Consider the following 16,978-nt stretch of genomic DNA (forward strand, 5'->3'; position numbering starts at 1 on the left):
CGACTTGACCGCGTAACAACGCTTGATCCAACCGCCGTATTGACGCGACCGTTGCTACGCGGCCATCTTGGCCCCGTGTGTGGGAGATCGAGCGCTTACGAATGTCGGGGCGCGTGCCGGCCGCGCTATCGCTGGCGTGTCACCTTGCTCACAAGGGATCCAGCGCAGTCGCCCGATGCCGGCGCAGGGTGGCGTCCGTCCGAGGAGTTCGCCTCGGACGAACTACCTCATCACAAGCCTCTGGATCGTGCGGATTGTTGCGGTAGCTGAACGCAAGGCACGTCGTTCGGCGGTCGGAGCGATTAGCTCAACCCTCACACGACTTCGAACGGCAGGACTTAGGACCCAGATGACGAAGAGCAAGGACAAGTCAAGCGAGGCGAGGGCGCTTGAGCGGGTCGCAAATGCAACACGGGAAGTACATCCGGCATCAGTTGCACTCGAAGCACTTTTTTCGTGCGGCACATCACATGGCTTGAAGCGCCCGAGTTGGCGCGCTTTGCGGCCGCCATACAGAAACTGAAGGACGCTCGACAAGCGTTTTACGCGTTAAGAATTGAACGAGCGGCGAAGGGCGCCACATGAATCGCTGGAGTGTCCCTAGCTTCGGGCCGGGCTGTATCAAGTCCTGCCCCATCCAGAAAAGGCGTTCGAGGTTTTGACGGCCCGCTTATCGGCCTTTGCGGACGTTCATCGATCCACGCTGGATCGGCTGCTGACCGAGGGAGACCGGTCATCCATATTGCCGTCGCGTTGAACGCCAGCCATCAACGCTGCCTATAGCCGCCCCGGCGATATTTCCACGACCACCGCCCCGACGGGCAGAGGCCTGCGCATGGGACGTCAGGTGCTTACGGAGACGACGACCACGGTCAAGATCGACGCACCTACCACGATCGACGTCGCTCAGTCCGCATAGGCCCAGCGGACGGGCGCTCAAGCACGACTTTTTGCAACAACGCCAAACGGGGCGGCATGCTCGTGGGTCCGCTTGCTGGTCCTGTGTCATCCAGTCTGCGGTGATAATACCGGCCGAAATCGGGCCGCTGACGGCTTCTCGAAAAGAGTTTGGCGATCTATACGGCACCGACAGTAAGGAATGGCGGCCTGCTAACATGCAGCCGAACTATTGAGGAGACGAGGCTCTGATGGTTGTAGAAAAGTGTCTTCTGGGCGTTTGTTTCGTCCCGCTTGATTCGACCGGGCAGAAATTTTTTGGCTTCTCGGAGTTTCTCGCAGGCCTCGCACTCATGGTGCTGGCATGGACGATCGGCGATGTACGCTACCGATTCCGCGTCCGAACGGCGCCGGTACCTCTGCTCGGCATTACGTTTTCGGTCGTCGCGATCGTCGGCGTCCTTACGCTGTTGACGGACCTTTGGCGCGTTGAGCAGTGGCTCGTGCCTAAAGGTAAGTTGCTGACACCCGGTATCTGGCAGGCGCTTCTCGGTGCATTGCTCCTCCTAACATTCCTTACCTGGACCTGGTTCGCCTTTATCCGGCCAACCAGGTATGGCAAATACAACGCTGCGCGCTTCGCGCGAACCCTCTACGAATTCATCTTAAAGGGATCATTGTCCGAACTCGCTGTCATCGCAGACGAACTTGCCAACTCGGTGCCCTCCCTCGTACGCCACGCCACGGACTGGGGCCATTTGAAGCACTACCGAAGCAAGCTTGGGGAACAGGAGGAACGCGTACTTCCAGAAGTCGAAGCTTATGCGAACGACCTCCTGCTGCTAATTGCGGACAAAAGGTTGTGCAGAGCCATAGTCGAGTCGTCTCCGGGCACCGCCCTCGCCATCTTCCGAACAATGGGCGCATCGAAGAAGTATGGGATTCAAGTCGAAACCTTTGCTCGCAACATCGTGAGCGAAGCATTGAGGAATCGCGACTCTTTTCTTTACCATGAAACCGAGGGGTACGAATCGGGGTTGATCGGCTATCATCAGCCGCTTAGTCAGGCGATGTTCTCTAACTACAGAATGGTCGAGGCCATTGGGACCCTGTTCGACCTGGACTTCATGGACCGGTCAAAGTGGGACGCTGCCCAGTGGCAAGCTTACTGCCGGCTCGTGCTAATTACGTTCCGCGATTACGCGGAACGGGCACTTGGGAACCACTCGTTCGTTCTCTATCGAGCAAAGGGCTATATCGAGAATTCGGTTTCCGACATATATAAACTCGACGGCGTTACCAACCAGGCTTGGGACGACGACGTACATTCCCGTCTACGGGTCGTGGTCAAATTCATCAGGGACTGCGTTGAAGTTCTTGACGAGAGGTCGGTTCCATACCATCTGCGATTGCGAAGTCGGGACGCGAGCGAGCAACAACCGCACCTTGACAACTTCTATGATCATCTTGCCGAGATGATCTTCGAAGTCATCTTTGCGGCCTCAGCCGTGACGTCGCCGAGCGGTCAGTGCTGGTGGGTTCAGCACAACTCCGTTTGGCGCGAACTATTCCACGTTGGACGGCTTAGTGGCGCCGCTGGCAGGATCGTTAAGTTCAAGGTTAGACGGTTACTCTATAACGAGGTCGCGGACATGAACGGATTCCCAAATTTCAAGGGTGCACGCATCCTTGGTTTCTGTCTAAATGTAATGGGCTTCATAACCAGGCAGGGTAACTACGACAGAGACAGCCGAGCGCTTCAGAAAGTGATCTTGACATGGACTAAGAAAAACTACGTATGGCTGCATGAATACAATCCACGCGTCGCTGAAGCATGCCTCGTGGATGGAATAAGCTACGATGCTCAAAATCGGCGGCTCGTGCGAACGTATCTTGCCGAAGGCTTAAGACGTGAGCCGAACCATGTCTACCTTCAACTCGATTCTGCCCCCTGAACAAAGAGAGCCAATGAGGCTGCGAAAGATAAGCGCGATCGGTGTCGTGCGAGTTGGCTCCGCTTGTTTGGGCATTGAGGTGGCCTTGCGCGCGCGGGGCAAATTGCCTAACCTTTGCCCCGAGTAGGCGTGGTGCGGACGCCGTTCCGCTTTTTTACGGCAAGGGAGCGGAGGGCCGGCGGCAAAATCTGTGCGCGGTTGGCTCTCGCCAATCGCTGAAGCTTTTGAGATGAGAGCAATGGATCCTAAGGACGAGCCGCGGCAAGCCGCGATTGCAGACACCGACTTTCCGCTTACACCCGGTTTAGTGTTGGATGGCAAATACGAGATCACCAATGATCGATACGACGGTGGCATGTCGGCAGTTTTTCGTGCGACTGACTTGGGAAGCAAGCTTAGTCGTGCAGTAAAGGTGTCGTTACCAGGAGCGGACTATGCGAGATCGGCGCTTTCGGTCGAGCGAGAAAAGCGCGCTCTTTCCGACCTTTGCCATCCGCACATTGTCCAGCAATTCGACGGCGGAAGCGTTTCGGGCATCCCCTACCTCGTGCTTGAATGGCTGCCGGGTGGTGACTTAGCTAAGCGCATTCGTGAGCAAGGCCCCGTGAGTTGGAGCGATTTCTACGAGACACTCGGTCGGCCCTTGCTTCGCGCGTTGGCCTATGCGCACCAGCGGCAATGGGCACATCGTGACCTCAAGCCGCAGAACGTGCTATTTGATGCAGCCGGATTACCGAAAATCGTAGACTTTGGCATAGCGCGCAACACGGATCTCCCCCAACTAGGCTTGACTTTTTTTCGATCCGGATCGCCACCGTACACGCCTGACGAAGCGGACGATGGTTATCACAGTGCTAGGCGTGACATATATTCATGGGCAGCGATAGCAACGTCGTGTCTTACTGGTCAGGTGTTCCATACAAAAGAAGACTTGCGTTTTGCGCTGGATGCAATGCGCGAGCTCTCCGGTCCGAAAGGCATCTTACAGAAGGCCTTGGCTGCGTCACCGGATCAGCGCCAAGAGGCAGCCGCTGTATTGCTTGCAGATCTCGATGCGTACCACGCAGCCGCTCTTACGAGAGCGCAAATCCAGACGCAAATCCATGTCCGGCTCGGCGAGGCATGCATAACGGTGCTGAGAAAGGAGTACTCCGGCTTGGAGGAGGGACAATGTACGCCGTACGTCATTGACGACCTAAATTGTGGCTGGACTGCTGCTTACGATCTTCGGACCGGGATTATTCAAATTGTTGGTGCCACGATACGACTCAGGGGCAAAGTTGGGGAGCACGACCTGTCACTCGACCAACTGACGGTTCACACGCCTGACCGTGCACGAGAAATCCGCGAAACACAGGCGACTGTGCCAGGCGTTTCGTTTCGATCTGAGACGGCTCGAAACGTAAAAGTGGCCCGCGACGATCTGCGTACGTTCATCGGCCGGCTTGAGATCATGGACGATGTCCTTGCTAATCAACTCCAGGAGAAGGAACGTTCATTTTGGTTCGACTGTTGGTCGGAATTTTTGCGAGAAAAGGAACGTCTCTATAAAACGAAGCAGAAGGATTTTCTCGCAAGGCGCATAGACGACGAGGAGGAATTCCTAGTAGCTACGATTGATGGCGACTTCGACCGGGAGGAACTCGGGGCGTCTTTAGTACTTCAGACGCCGGGCGGAAAGCCGATAATCTTGACAGTCGTGGATGTCCAGGCAGACCAGGTCAAGCTTTTCCTCCGCTCAGGGAAAAGAGCGGATATACCGCGTGCAAATGTGGTGCTCCAGACTAATTTTGAGGCCGAGAGAAAGTCTCTCCAGAAGCAACGGGCCGCACTCGAAGATATCAGGGGAGGTAGGGCTGTTAGTCCTGTCATCGGCAATGTCCTGTCGGATCCGAGTTCGGCCGAGCCGCCAGAGCCAGCCGGTCTACAGTTTCCCGAACACTTGAGCGACGACAAGCGTCAAGTTCTCGACAAGGCGATGGAAGTGAGCAGCCTGCTCGTCGTGAATGGCCCGCCCGGCACGGGGAAGACCACACTAATTGCAGAACTAATCAGTGCATATCTGAAAAGATACCCCACAAGGCGCATTCTTCTCTCATCGCAAACACACGTCGCTCTCGATCACATCATTGCCAAGCTGGACGAGAAAGGTCTGGCCGATGATGTGGTGCGCATCGTTTCATTCGGATCTGAAAATTCCCACAAGGTCAATAAGTCGGTAGAGCGATTGACACTGGAGCGAAAAGTCAAGGACTGGTGCCTGAAGGCCGAGGCACGTTCTGAAGAGTTTATGGAGACATACGCTGAGCGCAAGGGTATCAGCGCGTATGAAATAAAAGTCGAGTTGCTTGGCCGCAGCTACATGAAGACTCGAGGTGTGCTTCAGGAGTTGCGCGACAGAGAAAATAAGGTGAGGCGAAGCAAGTTGGCGATTAACGATCGACGTCTAAAAAATATCGAGGATGGCCGGGTCCCCGATACACATGAAGTCTTGCGACAGACCGAAGAGACTCTGACCGAAGAGGACGATCTTCGAAGAAACATTGAGTCGGTTGAGGCGCGTTTAGGCCGAACGTGGCAGAGCCTGGAAAAGCTGGATGGACTGGGTTCCGTTTTCAGCGACGCCGAAGACTGTGATCTCGAAAGCCTGCTCGATGGCCTCGTCACTACGAACAGCGCGCGCAGGGAGCTGCTCCCGCTCATGCAACTGCATCTCGACTGGTTGAACCGACTCGGATCTGAGCGCTCTTTCCATGGCGCTGTCCTTCGAGAAGCTCGAATTGTAGCTGGAACTTGTATCGGACTAGGCAGTACTCCAGCGTTCCAGCAGGATGAGTACGACCTATGCATCGTGGACGAAGCGTCCAAGGCCACCGCCACGGAAACCCTTGTCCCAATGTCGCGCAGTCGGCGGTCAATTCTGGTCGGTGATCCAAAGCAGCTTCCGCCGCATATCGAATCCGACAGCAACGGTAACGGTGAATCTCCGTTTTCAGCCGAGGCGAAGGAGAGTCTTCTTTCCATCCTTTTGTCGCGCTTGCCATCGGAAAACGTCGAAGAGCTTGTTGAGCAACGTCGAATGTGCAGCACGATTGGCTCTTTGGTAAGTCAGGTCTTCTATGATCGAAAACTCATTAACGTTAGGGAAGATGACGAACGCAATCCCATAATAGTTGACGTCTACCCCAAGGCTGTGACTTGGTTTTCGACCTCAAGGAAGCCGAAGCGCGCGGAGACCGAGACGCCAGGACGTACATATGAGAATGGGATTGAGGCTCACGAGATCATTGAACAACTCAAAACAATCTCCCGCAAGACCCGAAAAAGTAAAAAACCTGTGGAGGTTGCGGTTGTCGCTGCCTACTCGGCCCAAGTCGCTCTACTACGTGATCAGATCGCGCAGCAGATCGGCGTTCATACCGGCTTCAAGATTGAAGTGAACACGGTTGATGCGTTTCAGGGGAGAGAGGCGGACATTTGCCTATACAGCGTCACGCGGTCGAACTCCTTCAACAAAATTGGATTTCAGCGGGAGAAGGAGCGGCTCAACGTCGCGCTTTCGAGAGCGCGAGATGCCCTCGTGATCGTAGGGGACGCTGACTTTTGTCATGGAGCCAAAGGCAAAAACCCGTTCCGCGATGTGATCGACTACATCCGCGCTAACACTGATTTTTGCTCGCTGGAAGACCTATGAGAGATCAAAATGAAAGCGCGCGCAGATTTGACACGTTTGAAGGACATGCGCTGGTCGACTACTTTACGGTTCATCTGCCTGTACAACTTCTCGCTATTGACGTGATCGGTCTTGATCGTCGGCCCCTTCCCGCACCGATCGAGTTCTGTCTGCGTGTTATTGATTCGGGACTATTTGAGGGCGGTGATATCTGTGCCTTTCTCGGCGTGGATGCCACCTACGGCGAGAGTCTCTTACAAAGTCTATGCGATGGAGATTACATAGGAAAGAATGCTTTTGGGCACCATGTGCTCCTACGTCGCGGGAAAGAGGCTTTGCGCGAAAACGGGGAGTCCAGTCCTTCCGACCGACGAATCTATCTTCTGTGGGATTCAATACAGAAAAGCCTGCTCGAGAGAACCATTGTCTATACGAAACAACGTGCTGATCCGTCTGGAATTACCGCTCCGATCTCAAACGCATTTGCACTGCCACAACTCTCTGAATTGGACGTCGGCGAGATTAACAAACTTCGAACGACTACGAGTTCGCCCTTGGAATCAACTGCGCCGGGTTTCGAGGTGCTTCGTGTCACGAAAATCCACAAGTCTTTAGGGCGTTTCAGGCCGGCGCTTGCGCTGATCTATAGAGCATCAAGTGGGGAACTGTCTTTGCGCCTCGCTGTAAATGGTTCGATTGATAATGAGTTGACTACGGCCTGTGCCCAGGTGGGCTTGGCAAAGCTAATCGGAGTCGAGCGAGGTTTCGCAAACAAGGCAGGAGGTCAGGCGATTCGAAAACGCTATCGCGACTTGGTCAGCGGGAGCGAGGGAGGTCCAAACGTGGCTTCGCTTGTTCAACGCAGAAGTGTCCTCCTGTTCAACTTAGGCGCCGTCGAGATGCGCCTTGGCGAAGAGCGAAGCGACTCCTTGCTAGAGAAGAAGGCTCGCTATGAAGCTGAATTAGAGACGGTGTCGAAGGAGCTTAATCGCATCCCAGTAGTTCCGGTCCGATGTCACGAGGGCGAATACTATCTTGCTTCGGCTTTGGACAATTCTGAGGTTTCGATGGAGATCACAACGACCAATCCGTCTCTCTCCAAGATTGACGGGGACGTACTCAGAAGGATTCGCTCGTGCCTCGCACGAGGTGTACAAATCACCATATACATTTCGGACCGACTTGGAGAAAACGATCCAACGTTGGCCGCTCTTGACAAACTTTCACGCGAACATTCACTGACGGTTCGCTTTCTGTTGAACGACGTGCGATCCATTTTCGAGATCACATGGGACGGCAAGCATTTACTGGTGTCAAATGAGCCACCATTGGGAGATCGACGCCGACCCGTCAGTCCGAGAGAATTTAGCGGCTTCTACGTTTCTGAGCAGCGAGCCGTCGAACACTACTGCCACGACCATATGAAGTTTGAAACAAAGGACTTTCTCTCCAGGCTGACGCCGCAGTCATTACCAGCAAAGACAGCAGCACGAGACAGATGGAAGTTTCGTGACAGATGACCTTGTGTGTCCAATTCAGACGGGCTCGATATATGAAGCGGTCACCCCGTTTCTTTTGAGCTTGGTCTTGAACCTAGGTTGGGTCGTGGCGACGCCGGCCAGCCGCACTCCTCGCTGTTGCAGCAAGCTGTCGTCCTGCTGCACGACGCCGTCAACGTCGGCGACCGGCTTTATTGTCGACTTTCGAGGAAGGTCCGCCGAACATCCGCAAAGGCCGATTTGCGTCAGATCGTACTGTCTCAGCGACGACCGCTGGATTTCGCAGGCCGCGTTGAGCTCACTTCTAGCATTTACGCCCGCTGGCCAATTCGAGTCGAGAGCGCATCACTGAATTGCTCTTGTAATCCTGCCGTCGCGGATACCATTTAACAGAGTCAACGGGGCGGGCGAAGAAGCGGGGTGACATGCCCCGCATCGGGTCTGGGCCGATGTGCTCCTCTAGCGCCTTCGCGTGTCTTTCTCGAGCACTCGCAAGCGCCACCTCGACCGAATAACGGTTTAAAGCAACACCGCCTGCTGCAAAAGCTCTAGCGCTTTCAGTTCGCCCAATCGGCCAGTGCGTGCTTTGCCCGCGAGCGTCTTTATCAACGCCTCCGCGATCGGTTCGATGCCGTCAAGGCTGTCCAGGCTCGTCACGGATGTGAAGGAGCGCGGGAACGAACGTGCCAGCGGGGCCGCAGCATCGGGAAGTGGTTCGAGCGCTTTCGGGAATGCAGCATCGCTTTCCGCAGACGAGGGATTGGCAAACTCAGTCGAGGTTTTGCTGGCACGGCCTTGTTCGCTGACGACGATCGCCTCAATAGTGGCCTCTATCAAAGCATGCGGGTTTTCATCGACAGCTGTAATCATCGGGACGCCCGCGGTGCGGACAATTCCGAGATTGGCGTTCTCTCTCGCATCTTTTTTCGCGGCAATCTCGGCCGGTGGCTGCGGCTGAGATGCCTTGCCGCGGGAAGTAGGGCGAAGCATATCGGACACCGATTCCGGAATGTCCGCTTCCGAACGCGGCGCGTCCAACCAGCCGGTTGGTAAGCCCAGGCGCTCCGTGAAACGTTTCGCTTCGGCATCGTCCATGCGTTTCTTGCCATGCAGTCGATGGGCCATGTTGGAGCCGGTAAGCGCCATGATCGTACCAAGCTTCACTTTTGAGCCGTTGCGTGTCGTGAGCACGTGAAGGTTGGCGCGCCGAATGGTTTCTACCGCAGCGCTGCCATCCAACCCTAGCGATCGTTGTTCGCTGCTTTGTGGCGAAATCTTCGCATTGCCGGGTCTGTCTTTTTTTGGCGAGTTGCCACCGCTGGATCGTACGACGGCTCTTGGCGACGCGCCAGTGGTTTTCTTGGCCATTCCCGGCTCCTCACGCAAGCGATTATTAAAAGATGACTTTTGGCTGACGGTTGGGACGAAATCCCGTTCAGTCAATCTGGACACCATTTCGAGATCGACGTCCGTTTGAACGAAGTCCAAAGGGGACCTCAAGCGCGCGACAATCTCTGGCCCGAGCACCGGGTTGTGGTCGTCAAAGAAACCGTGTGGCAACCCAAGCGTCGTTTCCATATGGAAGGCCGTTTCGGGCGTAAATTTTCGGCTTTCATCAGCTCGGCCACCCGCTTCAAGCTGGAATCAAGCCCTAACGCGACGTTCTCCGCGCCGACCATATCAACCAGCAAATGAAACGATCGTGTCTTGAAAATTGATGCAGTCTCGGCGGGCTCGTGAGCAGATTGCCCCTTTACGTATGGTCGCTTCTGTCGTTTATTCGGCGATTTTTTGACGGGACGCGTTTGGCGTTGGTCGCTGTTTCGAGATCCAGAATATCGCCCGCGCGGTTGACTCATGAATAGGCTCCTGCCCTTGCTGAGGCTGTCTTCATATTATAAACGAGGCGGTGCGCGTCATCTGTTGACGAGGTGCTGTATGGGCGAATCACAAGTCCTAGGTACTGGAGGGACTTTCACAACTCAGGGACTGTTGCTCGCGCTAGGCGCCTTCCAAATTTCGTTCGCTTGAAAGGCTCAGTCACAAGATACAGCTCTTTCAGTTCGCATCATTCTTCGTTTTCGATGTGAACGGTGGCATAGTTCGGACACGACATCCTAAAGGAGACCTTTATGGCCACCCTCGAACAAATCCAAGGAAAAATGAAACGACTTCAAGCACAGGCCCAGGCCTTGATCGCAAAGCAGGCGCAGACCGCGCTTACTGACATCCAAAAGCTCATGGCCCAGCACGGATTGACGACAGCCGATATCGCTGCACATACCTCGACGAAAAAGCGTCCGGGCCGTCCGGCCGGGGCGCCATCCGTGAAGGTCACCAGGAACAAGGCCGCGGCCAGATCGACTGCGTCGAGTTCGCCGAAAGGTAAGCTGCCTCCGAAGTACCGCGATCCAAAAACGGGCGCGACCTGGAGCGGCCACGCTCGACCTCCCGCCTGGATTGCAAAAGTCCGGGACCGCACGAAGTTCCTGATTGATGGCGGTGGCGCGGCGTTCGCCGCGAACGGTGTCGGCAAGACGAAGGCAGCGCTCAAGAAGACCTCAGCCACGGCGCGGACCGTTGCTGTCAAAGGGCAGGGCAAAGGGTCTCTCGGGGCGAAGTATCGCGATCCGAAAACCGGCGCAACGTGGAGCGGTCACGCTCGTGCGCCGGCCTGGATTGCCAATGTGAAAGACCGGACCAAATTTCTGATCGATGGCGTCGGCGACGCAGCGGCAAGCGGTGCCGTGACGAAGAAGGCCGCAGCAAAGAAGGCTGTTGCCAAGAAGGCTGGCGCAGCGAAGAACGCGGCGACCGCACGGAACCTTTCCGTCAAGAAAACAGCGAAGGAAGCACCGGTCGTTCGGGCCAAACGCCTCGCCGGCAAGAAAACAGCAAAGCCAGCAGTGAAGAAGGTTGCGAAAAGCATGGTCGCAAGTCGCAAGGCGGTCGCCCCGAAAAAGACGATCACGGCGTCAGAGGCCACTGCAGCCCCCGTCCCGGCAACTGTGCCCGAGACTGCGAACGCGACGGCAATACAATGATGTAACGGGGAAGCGCCGAGCTTGGTTGCGCGTTCGAAGATAGCAAAACGCCCCTCCGACTTTTTTAGTCCAGAGGGGCGTTTCTTACCGTAGCGCTCGATCTACAGCGCGGCGTCTTTGAGTTTCTTCAGAGGACGCACTTTCAGACGCACGGATGCCGGTTTCGCGGCGAACCACTTGTCCTCGCCGGTAAACGGGTCCTTCCCGAAGCGTTTTTTCTTGGCGGGTACGTCTTGCGCCACCACCTTCAAAAGACCCGGCAGCGTGAACTCCTTGGCGCCTTTCTTGTGGACTGATGCGAGCACCGTTTCTTCGAGTGCCGCCATCAACGCCTTCGCGGCCTTAGGTTCAACGCCAGCACGCTCGGCGAGATGTACGGTGAGCGATGCCTTCGTGAACGAGCCCTTGATGGGTTTCAACGGTGCAGCAGCAGCCACCGTTTTCTTCGTGGCAGGTGCGGCGGCCTTCTTAACCTGAGGTGCCTTCGCTTTCTTCGCAACAGGGGTAGGAGCCGTTTTAGGTGCCTTTGCAGTGTTTGTTGCACTTGCTTTTGCCATGTGTTCCTCGTCTATGACCAAAGATTGGCCCGAGATTCTTGCCTTTGAATAGTCATCGACATACGCAAAGGTGCAATTCCTCGAGCTGCCAATAGCCTATCAATGCGAACACCAATACGCAACGGCAGGAGGCCCGAAAACAAAGGGTTTGTGGGCAGAACGAGGCAAAAAGGACGACCTGTACGCCGTCTCAGGACGTAAAACCGCGCAAACTTACTGGTTTGAAGGAGTCGACGCAAGGCGGGCAGAAGCCGAGGCTGTTGATCAGCGCTTTTTGACGCGACTAGGAATTCGGGAGTCGTCGCTTCGCAGTGGGCGTTTCCCCAGAGCGTCACTTCGGTGGCGCCATGCACGCTGGTCTTGGTCGTCCGCACCGGATCATGAGGCCTACGCGTCGAAGACTGATTGGCTATGTGGGGCAGCCGAGAGTGAACAAAAGACTGGCGAGTCCGAGGCAATCTCACGCGTCGCGAGTGCAGCGCGGGAGGTGCTGTCGGCAACCGATGCGTCGGAAGAACACGCCAAAGCAAAGGGCAACGACCGAAAGCGCCCGGGCTTTGCATTTAGCTCGCCTCGCCGCTGCTGTTGATGAACTTCAATTGGCACGTGATGCGCTTGACGAGCTGCTCGCAAAAAGTCGTTACGCTGGCTTTGTCCGAATAATCTCGCTAATTCGCAACTAACGTTCTGCCGAGCTTGGGTCTGCTTGACGGTAGTTGCGCAATCCGCCCCAAAGCCGCTTACGGTAGACGCTCGATTGCTGCTGCCAAGGACTGTCTCGCCGACCAAAATTCCTTCCAGGGGTCGCTCGACTGGAAGCTCAGATATTCACGTGCAGTCTGAACGTTCCACTGAGCTCCGGATTTGAGGTCGGAAAGCTGCTCCCACGCGACCGGCATCGAAACGCCCATTCCGAGTCGAGCCCGAGAAGAGAATGCCGAAGCGGTTGTTTGTGCTTTGCCGTTGCGCAGGTAGTCGACATAGATTTTGCCGATTCGTTTAGATGGTCCAGACACGGCTGAAAAGCGTTCAGGAACTGTCTTGGCAAGATGTCGAACGAACGATTGCGAGAAAGCCTTCACCTTCGCATAGTCCATTCGCGGACCCAGCGGCACGACCACATGCAGTCCCTTGCCACCGCTTGTTTTCAGCCTCGCCTCCAATTCCAGTTCCGATAGCAACGCTCGAACGAGCAAGGCGGCCTCTTGCACATGCGCCCATTTCACGCCCTCGCCAGGGTCGAGGTCGAAGATGACGCGGTCGGGCTTGTCGAGCCGAGAAACATCCGAATTCCACATATGAAATTCAATGGAGTTCATCTGAGCAGCGGCAAGAAGGGCGTCCGCTGTGTCGACGGTCAACAATGGCGGATGCCGAGGCCATAGGCCGCGGTCGTGAGCTGCTAGGCCGGGCATCGCAGTACGCTCGGCGTGCTTCTGGAAGAAGAGCTGACCAGCCATCCCATCTGGAGCGCGGACTAAAGCTACCGGGCGGTCTCGCAAGTGAGGCAGCATCCATTCAGCGACGCTCGCGTAGTAACGAACAAGGTCCGCCTTCGTAATGCCGGACGACGCGTCAATCACTCTTTCGGGATGAGTGATTTTCAAGTCAGGGAGTGGTGCCGGCAGTTCCGTCTTTCCTCCTTCTCGCACGACGCTGCTGGCAGGCTTATCGAGTCGCAAACCTCTGAATGATGCCTGCCGAACAACACCTTCTGCGGTCCACTCTGCGAACTCGACCTCTGCGACCACGGCGGGCTTCGCCCACCGCTCGCTTCCAGCTGTGCGACGCGACCATCGCCCCGGCTTCTTAACCGGTGTGTCGAATGGAGGGGCGTCGACCGAAGTGGCTCCAGTTGCTTCCAAAGGTCTCTCGCGGTTTTTGAGTTCCATCCAGTGACAACGCTTCCGGCGTCGTGCAGCTTCTCGGCGACGTAATAACCGAGCAACAGGCTGCCGACTTCCCCGGCGTTGCCGCCGCGTGCGGTCATGCCGACGGTGACGAATTCTTGCCGGAGCCGTGCTTTCGCCTTCAACCAAGATTCCGTTCGACCTGATTGGTACGGCGCATCGCGGCGCTTGAGCACGAGCCCCTCAAGACCAAGCTCGGCGGCAGCTGTGAATATCTGAGCCGGTAGTGCGTCGAAAATCTTGGCTGAATATCAAATGCTCCCCAGCGCCCTCGAGAAGGGTCCGAAGCTGTGCACGCCGTGACCACAACGGTACTTTCCTGAAGTCCTTTCCATTGAGGTACATCAGGTCAAATAAGAAGAAGTTAATCTCCCTATTGTTCACTCCGCCAATCGCGTCTTGGAGAGCAGAAAAGCTCGGGATACCGTCCTTCAGAACGACAATCTCCCCATCGATCCAGGCACTCGATACGGCAAGCTTTTGTATCTCAGTCTCGAGCGTCGGCAACTTCGCGGTCCAGTCGTGACCATTTCGCGTGAACAGCCTTACTTTTTTCCCGTCGATACGAACGAGCAACCGGTAACCGTCCAGCTTCGTCTCGGTCACCCAGTCGCCCGTTGTGGGGAGGGCGCTGGCCAGCGTGGCGAGCTACGGCTCGAGCTTCGCGGGTAGCGGTGCCGGCAGCGCTGCTGAGAGATCGAGCTGCACTTCATCCGCGTGAGAACGTCGCGGCGTTTTCGGCTCACGCTCTTCGACGAGCCCGAGCGAATTCGCGACGACGCTATCGGGAAGCGCTTTGATGACATCGTATTCGCCAATCGGGCGTGCCCATTCGTCGCGCTTTTTGAAAAACATCCACTGGTCAGCCTTGTCGTCAGGCTTCGAAATGCGCACCAACTCCCACAAGCCGGCGAGCTTCTCACCGTGCAACCGGAAGATTAGCTTTCCGGCCGCGATCGCCGCACGGGCGTCGCGAACGGGCTCCCACGTGCCCCGGTCCCAAACGATGACCGCGCCAGCGCCATACTGCTTCGGTGGAATTGCGCCCTCAAACTGCGCATAGTCGAGCGGATGGTCTTCGACATGAAGAGCCATTCGCTTCTCCTTGTCCTGTTGCAGGCGAAAGTCGTAGTGCAGTCGACTGGCCCAATGCTTCTGCACGACGAAGCTCGGGTTCCCGGCGCGCTTGCGTGGACGACCGGCGGGCGCCGCCGGCTCGGGAGTGACCGCGAAGTTCCGCTTCTTCCGGTAGTGATGCAACGGCGGCGAGGCGGTGTCTTTGATAGAGGCCATGATGGTGATAGCTTAAACCCTGAACGTCGCCAGCACCCGGCGAATTCATTACCGTGAGCCGAAGGATGAGCATTTGGCCAATTCCATGTTCCAGAGGAGGCCGGTCAGTACGCGCACGCTGGTAAGGTGATATCGACGGCGGAGGCACTGCGTTCGCCCGGTTTGCAGAGAAGCGAACTGATGGTGCCGATCCCGACGTAGAGCGGCGTCTTTATGGCGACCATATGCTCAGACCATCCCTTAAAACGTGCGGATACTATAGGCGATCATCGGATGTCCGAGCGCCAGTCGGCGCTGAAAGACAGGCCGGTGCAGGTGACGAGTGCAGACGAGCATGCGCTCATCGAGTGCCGTGCGCCAGAACTGCACGTTGCGACGTTGGGCGAGCTCGTCGCGTGTTGCATTCGGCGCGGCGCAAGCGGTTGGCGCTCGATTTCCGGGGATTAGTCCGGGGCGCGCCCGCGCGATTGTCAGCTGGCTGCCGCGGCAGCGGACTGCGCTCAGTCTCACGGTCGACGCAGACATCGCCTCGGGCGAGCAGGAGGGCGTGCCGGAGTGACTCGCAGTGCCGCACGCGCTCTCCGGTGCCGACGGCAAGAACCGCTCAGCCGCTTTCTGTTACATCCAGGCGCAACGCGACATCAATGCGGTGGGCACGTATCTGAGCCGATACCGCATCAGTCGAGGACGCAGCGCGCTGAAACCAAGGAACTCGAGCGGTTCCTCTTGTTGGCGGTAGCGCTGCGCGGCAAGGTGTTCATAAATCTGCGAGTCGACGACTGCGTGGCCCACAAGGATTTTATGAAGCGTCCGGACCTACGGTTTGTGGGTGAACGCTTCGCGGATCAGTCGCCGTCGTGGCGAAGCTTCGCATCGAGCGTGCTGTCGTCCGTGTGCGTTGCGCGCCGCGCTCGCGTGGCGGGTCGACGTGCGCTATCTGACCGGCAACCCATGGACGCCGTCGATGATCCGCCGGTGAGTCAGCGCGCGAGTGCGATGAAGCCGATAACGGCGCTTCTCTGAGGTCCATACAGAGTTCCAGCGAAGATGCTGAAGAAGCGACGTCCTGCTCGATATTGTCGCCGTGACGAACGCGTTTCATGCGGCCTCGCCGCACGTTTGCCGCTTCGATCGTGTGAAGCGGAAGCGCTCCAGTTCCGCGTCGTACGCCCGCAGGACGGCTTCGATGGGTACGCATTGCGGCGCTTCGGGCCGCTGCTCATCGGCCGTTACTGCTTGTCATTGGGACGTTCGGGAGGCGAAGCGCAAAATTGTATAAAAATACTCGCTCGACATGCGCTCCGCGGTGACTTGTCGAAAGGCGGAAAACCGGGGCCAGCAGAGGACATCGCCGCGATGATTTGCGATGACTCCCGACACAGTGAAAGTGCCTGCGATGGTAGGAACGCCAAGCGCCTTTTCGAGACAGGCGTCCAAATTCTCATCGCGCCAGATAGAAATCCAACGGGATAAGCTCCACGGCCCAGCCGCCTTCTTCCCCCAGCGTGGCAGCCGGATGCATGGACGCGATGCGTAACGCGTCGTCAGGGCTGTCCGCCTCGATGATGAATAGGCCGCCCACTACTTCCTTCGACTCGGTGTAAGGCCCATCGGTGATGCGCGTCTCTCCAGTGCGCGGGCGAAGCGTCCTCCACTTGTCCAAATCGCCAAGGGAGGCGGAAATCAGGACCCTGCCGGTAGCGCGCATCTTCTCGTCCAATGCCGGGCACTGGCTCACTAATTCCTTGACTTCGTCTGGCGCCATCGCGGCGAATTTTTCGGGGGAGAAGTAGGCCAGGCCGAGGTATTTCATGGGAGATCCTTTGAATGGGTTCACTGACGACGAATCTGATGATCGGAAATCGACAATGCCCTAGCTGGTTTGTAGCGGGTCGCGCCAGCCGGTTCGCTTCGGGTCCCCTCATGTCCGATATAGACAGATGGAATGGGTAGAGACCAAGATTCGAGGGGACCGGGTTCGGCGAAAACGGTCTGTCGGCGGGCATCCGACACCGCCATCGCAATGACTGTTCCGCCCCACGAGCGGATATGCAGCGCTTACAGGTCATGATCAGCAGCCGCCAACCCGAGAAACATGGGACGAGGTAGGTTCTAGAAATCCTCTTTTCGTGCTGTCGTCTTATTTGCGA

10 protein-coding genes and 1 pseudogene are annotated in these 16,978 nt (G+C 56.8%); 5 read left to right on the forward strand and 6 right to left on the reverse strand.

Annotated features, from left to right (window positions below):
• Nucleotides 1–1,148 precede the first annotated feature (1,148 nt).
• The 3 genes from QCE48_RS29950 (at nucleotide 1,149) to QCE48_RS29960 (ending at nucleotide 8,045) form a co-directional block, all read left to right on the forward strand.
• Nucleotides 1,149–2,852 (forward strand): hypothetical protein, encoded by a 1,704-nt coding sequence (locus tag QCE48_RS29950; RefSeq protein WP_309788894.1) that lies wholly within the window; start codon nucleotides 1,149–1,151, stop codon nucleotides 2,850–2,852.
• Nucleotides 2,853–3,090: 238 nt separating this feature from the next.
• Nucleotides 3,091–6,546 carry an AAA domain-containing protein gene (locus QCE48_RS29955; protein WP_309788895.1) on the forward strand — a complete coding sequence of 1,152 codons (3,456 nt, stop codon included), beginning with the start codon at nucleotides 3,091–3,093 and terminating at the stop codon, nucleotides 6,544–6,546.
• On the forward strand, nucleotides 6,543–8,045 hold the full coding sequence (locus QCE48_RS29960) for a hypothetical protein (RefSeq protein WP_309788896.1): 1,503 nt from the start codon (nucleotides 6,543–6,545) through the stop codon (nucleotides 8,043–8,045). Before QCE48_RS29955 ends, QCE48_RS29960 begins: the two co-directional genes overlap by 4 nt.
• 498 nt (nucleotides 8,046–8,543) lie before the next feature.
• Here QCE48_RS29960 and QCE48_RS29965 read toward each other — a convergent pair whose 3' ends face one another.
• A complete protein-coding gene (locus tag QCE48_RS29965) occupies nucleotides 8,544–9,392 on the reverse strand; it encodes a hypothetical protein (protein ID WP_309788897.1) in 849 nt (282 codons plus the stop codon).
• Between the two features lie 39 nt (nucleotides 9,393–9,431).
• Here QCE48_RS29965 and QCE48_RS29970 point away from each other — a divergent pair, with 39 nt between their 5' ends.
• Nucleotides 9,432–9,719 (forward strand): hypothetical protein, encoded by a 288-nt coding sequence (locus QCE48_RS29970; protein WP_309788898.1) that lies wholly within the window; start codon nucleotides 9,432–9,434, stop codon nucleotides 9,717–9,719.
• A 437-nt stretch (nucleotides 9,720–10,156) separates the two neighbouring features.
• Nucleotides 10,157–11,068, forward strand: a complete 912-nt coding sequence (locus QCE48_RS29975; protein ID WP_309788899.1) for an H-NS family nucleoid-associated regulatory protein — start codon at nucleotides 10,157–10,159, stop codon at nucleotides 11,066–11,068.
• Nucleotides 11,069–11,169: 101 nt separating this feature from the next.
• Here the strand turns inward: QCE48_RS29975 and QCE48_RS29980 are convergent, their stop codons facing one another.
• From QCE48_RS29980 to QCE48_RS30005, 5 genes and pseudogenes are all read right to left on the reverse strand, one after another.
• Nucleotides 11,170–11,625, reverse strand: a complete 456-nt coding sequence (locus QCE48_RS29980; RefSeq protein ID WP_309788900.1) for an HU family DNA-binding protein — start codon at nucleotides 11,623–11,625, stop codon at nucleotides 11,170–11,172.
• 740 nt (nucleotides 11,626–12,365) lie between these two features.
• Nucleotides 12,366–13,615 (reverse strand): annotated as a pseudogene (gene ligD, locus QCE48_RS29985) (DNA ligase D).
• Nucleotides 13,616–13,718: 103 nt separating this feature from the next.
• The gene (locus tag QCE48_RS29995) at nucleotides 13,719–14,141 is read right to left on the reverse strand and encodes a hypothetical protein (protein ID WP_309788902.1); all 423 of its coding nucleotides are present in this window, start codon (nucleotides 14,139–14,141) and stop codon (nucleotides 13,719–13,721) included.
• 42 nt (nucleotides 14,142–14,183) lie between these two features.
• A complete protein-coding gene (locus QCE48_RS30000) occupies nucleotides 14,184–14,828 on the reverse strand; it encodes a DNA polymerase ligase N-terminal domain-containing protein (RefSeq protein ID WP_309788903.1) in 645 nt (214 codons plus the stop codon).
• 1,441 nt (nucleotides 14,829–16,269) lie between these two features.
• Complete coding sequence (locus QCE48_RS30005) at nucleotides 16,270–16,641, reverse strand: YciI family protein (RefSeq protein WP_087633762.1); 372 nt, start codon at nucleotides 16,639–16,641, stop codon at nucleotides 16,270–16,272.
• Nucleotides 16,642–16,978: the final 337 nt, after the last annotated feature.

The organism is Caballeronia sp. LZ024 (assembly GCF_031451455.1).
Taxonomy (GTDB): Bacteria; Pseudomonadota; Gammaproteobacteria; order Burkholderiales; family Burkholderiaceae; genus Caballeronia; species Caballeronia telluris.

Coding starts and splice junctions, on each gene's coding strand:
- QCE48_RS29965 (WP_309788897.1), bottom strand. CDS start 9,392: ATGGCCAAGAAAACCACTGGCGCGTCGCCAAGAGCCGTCGTACGATCC.
- QCE48_RS29980 (WP_309788900.1), bottom strand. CDS start 11,625: ATGGCAAAAGCAAGTGCAACAAACACTGCAAAGGCACCTAAAACGGCT.
- QCE48_RS30000 (WP_309788903.1), bottom strand. CDS start 14,828: ATGGCCTCTATCAAAGACACCGCCTCGCCGCCGTTGCATCACTACCGG.
- QCE48_RS30005 (WP_087633762.1), bottom strand. CDS start 16,641: ATGAAATACCTCGGCCTGGCCTACTTCTCCCCCGAAAAATTCGCCGCG.
- QCE48_RS29950 (WP_309788894.1), top strand. CDS start 1,149: ATGGTTGTAGAAAAGTGTCTTCTGGGCGTTTGTTTCGTCCCGCTTGAT.
- QCE48_RS29955 (WP_309788895.1), top strand. CDS start 3,091: ATGGATCCTAAGGACGAGCCGCGGCAAGCCGCGATTGCAGACACCGAC.
- QCE48_RS29975 (WP_309788899.1), top strand. CDS start 10,157: ATGGCCACCCTCGAACAAATCCAAGGAAAAATGAAACGACTTCAAGCA.
- QCE48_RS29960 (WP_309788896.1), top strand. CDS start 6,543: ATGAGAGATCAAAATGAAAGCGCGCGCAGATTTGACACGTTTGAAGGA.